The 6,342-nt window shown below is 38.9% G+C and carries 6 protein-coding genes; all 6 read left to right on the forward strand.

What is annotated here, in order from left to right; all coding sequences use genetic code 11:
- On the forward strand, positions 1 to 310 hold a 310-nt coding region (locus ACEYW6_RS35455; RefSeq protein WP_412983488.1), incomplete at its 5' end, for a hypothetical protein.
- On the forward strand, positions 291 to 1,751 hold the full coding sequence (gene purF, locus ACEYW6_RS35460) for an amidophosphoribosyltransferase (RefSeq protein WP_412983489.1): 1,461 nt from the start codon (positions 291 to 293) through the stop codon (positions 1,749 to 1,751). The genes ACEYW6_RS35455 and purF, both read left to right, overlap by 20 nt.
- Before the next feature lie 144 nt (positions 1,752 to 1,895).
- Positions 1,896 to 3,356, forward strand: coding sequence for an NAD(P)/FAD-dependent oxidoreductase (locus ACEYW6_RS35465; protein WP_412983490.1), 1,461 nt, complete (start codon positions 1,896 to 1,898; stop codon positions 3,354 to 3,356).
- A 218-nt stretch (positions 3,357 to 3,574) separates the two neighbouring features.
- On the forward strand, positions 3,575 to 4,687 hold the full coding sequence (locus ACEYW6_RS35470; RefSeq protein ID WP_412983491.1) for a hypothetical protein: 1,113 nt from the start codon (positions 3,575 to 3,577) through the stop codon (positions 4,685 to 4,687).
- Positions 4,688 to 4,851: 164 nt separating this feature from the next.
- The gene (locus ACEYW6_RS35475; protein WP_412983492.1) at positions 4,852 to 5,283 is read left to right on the forward strand and encodes an NUDIX domain-containing protein; all 432 of its coding nucleotides are present in this window, start codon (positions 4,852 to 4,854) and stop codon (positions 5,281 to 5,283) included.
- 344 nt (positions 5,284 to 5,627) lie between these two features.
- The gene (locus ACEYW6_RS35480) at positions 5,628 to 6,146 is read left to right on the forward strand and encodes an adenine phosphoribosyltransferase (RefSeq protein WP_412983493.1); all 519 of its coding nucleotides are present in this window, start codon (positions 5,628 to 5,630) and stop codon (positions 6,144 to 6,146) included.
- Positions 6,147 to 6,342 lie beyond the last annotated feature (196 nt).

A 6,342-nucleotide genomic window follows, 5' to 3' on the forward strand; every position in this document is an offset into this window, starting at 1 on the left:
TTTGATTTTTGCGATGGCTGCGCCCGCCGAAGGCATCGCTTGTTTTTTACCGGATCTGACAAAACCGCATTGCTCCCTAAGTCCTGTTAGGGGAACCCCAAACCAATCTGTCTACCCCAAACCTGTCGTCCAGTCTGGGCAACAGCTTTCAGTATCAACTCATCTAATTGCCTTTCGTTATTACCCCAAACTTATATTTGTTTTAATCCATTCACTAGATCAGCAACAATCACTCGCAAATTATTTAGGTCATTTTGTCGAAAGTCCAACTTTACAGAGCTACTGTAGTTATGATTGTCAACCACCTTAATTTTCAAGACTCTGACAAAGACAAGCTAGAAGAAGCTTGCGGAATTTTTGGCATCTATGCACCTGAGGAAGAGGTTGCTAAACTAACCTACTTTGGATTGTATGCCCTCCAGCACCGAGGACAAGAATCAGCTGGCATTGCCACATTTGATAGTACACAAGTGCACTTTTACAAAGATATGGGTTTGGTGTCGCAAGTCTTCAATGAATCAATTTTGAACGACTTGCCTGGTAGCATAGCTGTTGGTCACACCCGTTACTCAACCACAGGCTCTAGCCACAAAGTCAACGCCCAGCCATCTGTTGTCGAAACCCGTTTGGGTTCACTTGCAGTTTCACATAATGGTAATTTAGTCAACACTATGCATCTGCGGGATGAGTTGCTGAAGAAAAACTGCAACTTAGTCACTACGACTGACTCAGAAATGATTGCTTTTGCGCTTGCTGAAGAAATCAACGCTGGTGCAGACTTATTACAAGGTTCAATCCGGGCATTTCATCGCCTTCTTGGAGCTTTTAGCTTAGTCATTGGTACTCCTGTTGGCCTAATGGGTGTACGTGACCCTAATGGCATTCGCCCCTTGGTAATTGGTACTTTGGGTATTAATCCAGTTCGTTATGTCCTTGCTTCTGAGACTTGTGGTTTAGACATCATTGGTGCCAAATACCTGCGAGATGTGAAACCAGGTGAATTGGTTTGGATTACTGAAGAAGGTTTGGCTTTTTTCCAGTGGAGCGAGAAACCTCAGAGAAAGCTGTGTATTTTTGAAATGATTTACTTTGCCCGCCCTGATAGCCTTATGCACAACGAGAATTTGTATAGCTACCGACTGCGATTAGGGCAAAGACTGGCTGAAGAATTTCCTGCCAATGCTGATATTGTTCTTGGTGTTCCTGATTCTGGTATCCCCGCCGCTATAGGATTTTCCCAAGCCTCTGGCATTGCCTACGCGGAAGGATTGATTAAAAATCGCTACGTCGGGCGCACCTTCATCCAGCCTACACCAGCCATGCGCGAGTCCGGTATCCGCATGAAATTTAACCCTCTCAAAGATGTGCTATGTGGCAAAAGAGTTGTGATTGTGGATGACTCGATTGTTCGAGGTACTACCAGCCGTAAACTGGTCAAAGCTTTGCGTGATGTAGGAGCAGTGAAAGTGCATATGCGAGTTTCCTCGCCTCCAGTTACTTACCCCTGCTTTTATGGCATTGATATCGGTAGTCAGGCTCAACTAATTGCTACAGCTAAGTCAGTTGAAGAGATCGCAGTGCAAATTGGTGTTGATTCTCTTGCTTATCTAAGTTGGGATGCCATGTTAGAAGAAACTCGAAAAGACTCTACCAATTTCTGTTCCGCCTGTTTCACTGGTAACTATCTAACTCCAGTTCCTGAAACGGCAGAATATTCTAAGTTAATGCTTGAACAAGTGACTACTACCTGAAAGTAAAAAACTTAGTTATTCACAGTGAATTTAAGTTAAATGCTCATTTCACCTCTTCTTTCACAAGTAGCAGTCGACAATAATGAACTACAAGGCTTCTCACAGCCACACCAATGATTTTTATAAAAGCAAGGAGATACATTAATGAACAGTAAACACTTTGATGTAACTATTGTTGGATCTGGTCCAGCTGGGTTATTTTTAGCACGCGAAATACTTTTAAATTCTCCAAATAAAAAAGTAGCTTTGATAGACAGCGGTCGTTCAATAGTAAAACGACACTGTCCACTGGTGGAAAAAGGTAACTGTACTCAATGCAATACGTGCCATGCAGTACAGGGAGTAGGGGGGGCTGGTATGTTCTCAGATGGTAAGTTATCTTTGTTCCCTGCTGGTAGTGGCCTAGTTAAAATAACGGGTAGCGAGTCCACAGTTAAGAGCATAAATGAATATGTAGTTAATGCCTTTCTTGAAAGTGTTTACCATGATAAGGCTACAACTTCCAAAGCATTTGAGTCTAACACCTCTTGTGTCGCGCAACTTGCCATTGATAATCAGATGAATTTTAAATGCTACGACGTACACCATGTAGGTACAGAGGGTATTCAAGAGTACTGTATAGAGTTAGAAAAGCAACTTATTAATTTAGGTGTTACTTTGATGACACAAACCCAATTTTTAGATATTGAAAAATTTGAGAACATTTTTGTTAGTACTGTAAAAGATGGCCGGGGGCAAACTCTACGAATATCCTCAGATTATGTAGTAATGGCAACAGGAAAGTCATCAGGTCTAATTTTAAGAAAAATTTGTCAAAAGCTTAATGTTGGCTTTGATTTTAATGCCATTGAACTTGGTGTACGAGTAGAAACGAGTAGATCTGCAATAAAAGCGTTATCTGAGTCTCATTTAGATGCAAAACTAAAGATGGAAACTTTAGATGATGCTGAAGTTCGAACTTTTTGTCTTTGCGATGGCGGTTATCTAGTAAGTTGCTTCTATGATGACTATCTGGAAAATAATCAAAAAATATGCACAATTAGTGGTTATTCATTTAATTCAAAAAAATCTAATAATTCCAATTTTAGCATCCTAGTAAGAAAGAATTTTCCACAAAATATTGATCCAATATCGATGCAATTGGGGATTATCCAGGCAGTAAATAAGGCATCAGGTCATGGTGGAACTGTAGTACAACGCTATGGAGACTTTGTTTCCAGAAGACCAACGAGTCTTGAGGCGTTGAGAGCTAATAGTATTCAATCGACACTTATTGATGCTACTCCTACTAATTTGCGCTGGCTTCTTCCAGAATACGTTTGTAGTGCTGCTGAAGAATTTCTGGATAAATTATCTTGCATTTGCCCTGAAATTGGTAGTGACGACACCTTGCTACATGCACCAGTTTGGGAACTTTGTTGGGATCGTATGATTGTTGGGCCAAATCTAACTACAACAGTACCAGGTTTCTACATTGTTGGTGATGCTATGGGCTGGGCTAGAGGCATTGTTCAAGCAGCTACTACCGGGGTGATTGTGGCGAGGGATATTTTGTCTTGTTCGTCTGAGAAGCCTATTCGAAAACCCGTGAGTTTCGCACGGTAGTGGGGGTAAATTAGCAGGGCATGAGTGAAATAAAGTATTAATAAGTAATTCTCGACTTTTTTGTTCCTAAATTGCTCTTAACCTGCTAATTTTACTTTAGAAGATATATCACTTGTCATGTCTGCTTGGGTATATGATGGCATAGTCGTAATGGTGTTGATACCATATCTGGTCCTGTTGAATGACACTACAATTGATTTAATACGGGTGCTGAGTAAATGGTAAAAAGATTGGTTTTCAAGCATTTATTACTAAGTGACCTTGCCTTACTCAACAGTGTTACACTATTACTCAATTTTATAAACATCTTCTTTCTCGTATGTGTACCACTTATTGATCGAGAAAATCAGGTTCTATTGGAGTCATTGCCAATAGTCGGTTTTTCAGGGATTATGGTACTAATGTTTATTTGGTTTTTTGAGCAATTTGCAAAATTCATCGTTAAATGGATTTGCGTAGCGGATATTTTATGTGGAACTTTGCTTTTGTTGTTGTTTAGCGGCTTACCAGGACTGAAAATGTCTTGGCTGTACTATTTTTTTGCAGTAATATTGGGAATTTGTTTAGTAGGGAATCAAACGTCAAGCCTGCGCATAGCAATTAATCAAGCTAAGCAGACATCCCTTCGCCAAAATCTCTCTACATTTAATGCGCTTAAAGTAATCGGTACTGCTCTTGGATTTGTTTGTGCATGTTTTCTAGCTGGAGATAATTTTTTCATTATTTTTGGTAGATTGATTATATCAATAGTTGGTATATTACTGATTTATTTAGCAGTGGTATATTTTCAAAGATTTCATAATAACTTTCAGTTCAATCAGGTTACTTCTGAAGAAGAAGTAAACAATCTAGTTTTTTCAGAAAATCTTGTCAAGACAATTAGTGGAATCTGCTTTATTATTGTTGACCTGGTAGTTTTTAATTTCTGGTACTCCTATATTCCAGCAAAATTAACGAAAATGCCCGGTATTACAGAGGAATTTGTTGGAATATTTCTAGCAATACAGTGCTTAACCCATGCTGGTGGTCAATTTTTATGGCGGCGAATTTGCACTGGTTTAGGAGAGATTTATACTTATCTCATCAGTCTGTCCGCACATGTGATTATTGTGTTCATCATCACAAGCACTTTTCATTACACTATATCTGAGTTTATGGTATTATTTCTAGTAATGGGTATTGTTAATTCTGGTACTTATATTGCATCGACAACTTGGTATTACTCTAGCGGTTATCCCGTTTCTAAATATTCTAGAATTGCAGTACACCAAATTGCTTCAAATATTGGCAAATGGATTGGTACAGGTATGGCTATATGGATAATCAAGTAAACATAAGAGCATAGACTTAGATATACTCAATAAAATTTTTTATTTTCTATTAATGCAGAAATTATAATAGTTTTTCGTCCCTTTCTGGCATAAAAATAAAGTTGTCTCAACCTGTAATGAAATGAAAAAAAGTAAAATTTGAACCGTAACAAAGGAGTTAAAGTATGATGCAAGAAAAGTACCCAAGAGTAGGGGTAGGTGGATTTATTATTGATAGTGAAAATAACATTCTGCTACAACTGCGAAACAAACCTCCAGAAGCAGGATATTGGAGTATTCCAGGAGGAAAAGTCGAATTTATGGAAAAACTAGAAGATGCAATTACGCGAGAACTTAAAGAGGAACTTGGAATAAATGTCAGAATAGAAGATATGCTTTGTGTGACAAACCACATTGTGCCAACCGATAATGCACATTGGGTCGCACCTACTTTCTTAGTGGAGATCATAAGAGGAGAGATTAGAAATCTTGAACCTGATGCTATACGTCAAGTACAATGGTTTCCGCTGAACAATCTTCCAGATAATTTGACTATAACAACGTGTTCAGCAATAGAAGCCTACTTTAAAAAGTTTGGAGTAGTATTAGCTAAGTAAAAAACACAGAAACCATCACTAAGCGCATAGCTTAAAATCAAGATCAACGCACCGTTCATACAGAAAACTTGGCGGAAAAGCTGATGAAAACCTGGCAGGTTTCACTTCCTGTCTATTTTCTAAACTGAGCTAGTTTCTTATTTCACCTATTCCCCTAATTCAGCAGAATTATTTGATAAGTTTGAATGCTGTTTGTACAAACTCCGTAAGTAGCTACCTTATTTTGGTAGTTCCATTATTGAAGTTGCATCTAAGCAAGATAGTAAATATCGTGCCTTGAGTCTCTTTTGCCTTTCAATTCAAAAGTTAGTGCTAGTTAATTCGCTATTTTTCAACACAAGCATATGGATTTAAAGTCTCTAATTCGTGACATACCTGATTTTCCCAAACCTGGAATTTTATTCCGGGACATTACCAAGCTCCTGAGCGACCCAGATGGGCTAAATTACACAATTAATTTCCTAGCCGAAAAATTTACTGCTGCTGAGCTAAATGCAGACTATGTGGTGGGGATAGAGTCGCGGGGCTTTATTGTTGGTGCACCTTTGGCTTATAAGTTGGGAATTGGTTTTGTTCCAGTCCGTAAAACCGGTAAGTTGCCTTCCTCGGTTTACTCAGTTGATTATCAATTGCATTACGGCGTAGACAGGTTAGAGATACATCAAGATGCTTTAGAACCGGGAAGCCGGGTTCTGATTGCGGATGATCTAATCGCCACGGGTGGAACTGTTAGTGCTACGGTTAATTTGGTGCAGCAATTGGGTTGCAAACCGATAGGCTTTGCCTTTATTATCGAGCTGCGAGATTTAGAAGGACGTAAACATCTGCCTAATGTGCCAATTTTGACAATTATTGAATATTAGTCTTAGAGTCGGGCAAAAGTTTTTGGAATTTTTACCTACCTTCCCTAAATGGATGCCTAAGTGTAGCGAACTGCAAACATAAATCGTTAAAACTGCAAACAAGCCATTTTTGAAACCACATTATGGTTCTTGGCAACTTTTGATACTGCTGGCGAAATATTACTTAACCTAACGACTGAGCCATAAGCTTTGCAAA

It is taken from the genome of Nostoc sp. UIC 10607, from assembly GCF_047228265.1.
GTDB classification, from domain to species: domain Bacteria; phylum Cyanobacteriota; class Cyanobacteriia; order Cyanobacteriales; family Nostocaceae; genus Nostoc; species Nostoc foliaceum_A.

Excerpts from the sequence above, each read along its gene's own strand:
- purF (WP_412983489.1), top strand. The coding sequence starts at position 291 with ATGATTGTCAACCACCTTAATTTTCAAGACTCTGACAAAGACAAGCTA.
- ACEYW6_RS35465 (WP_412983490.1), top strand. The coding sequence starts at position 1,896 with ATGAACAGTAAACACTTTGATGTAACTATTGTTGGATCTGGTCCAGCT.
- ACEYW6_RS35470 (WP_412983491.1), top strand. The coding sequence starts at position 3,575 with ATGGTAAAAAGATTGGTTTTCAAGCATTTATTACTAAGTGACCTTGCC.
- ACEYW6_RS35475 (WP_412983492.1), top strand. The coding sequence starts at position 4,852 with ATGATGCAAGAAAAGTACCCAAGAGTAGGGGTAGGTGGATTTATTATT.
- ACEYW6_RS35480 (WP_412983493.1), top strand. The coding sequence starts at position 5,628 with ATGGATTTAAAGTCTCTAATTCGTGACATACCTGATTTTCCCAAACCT.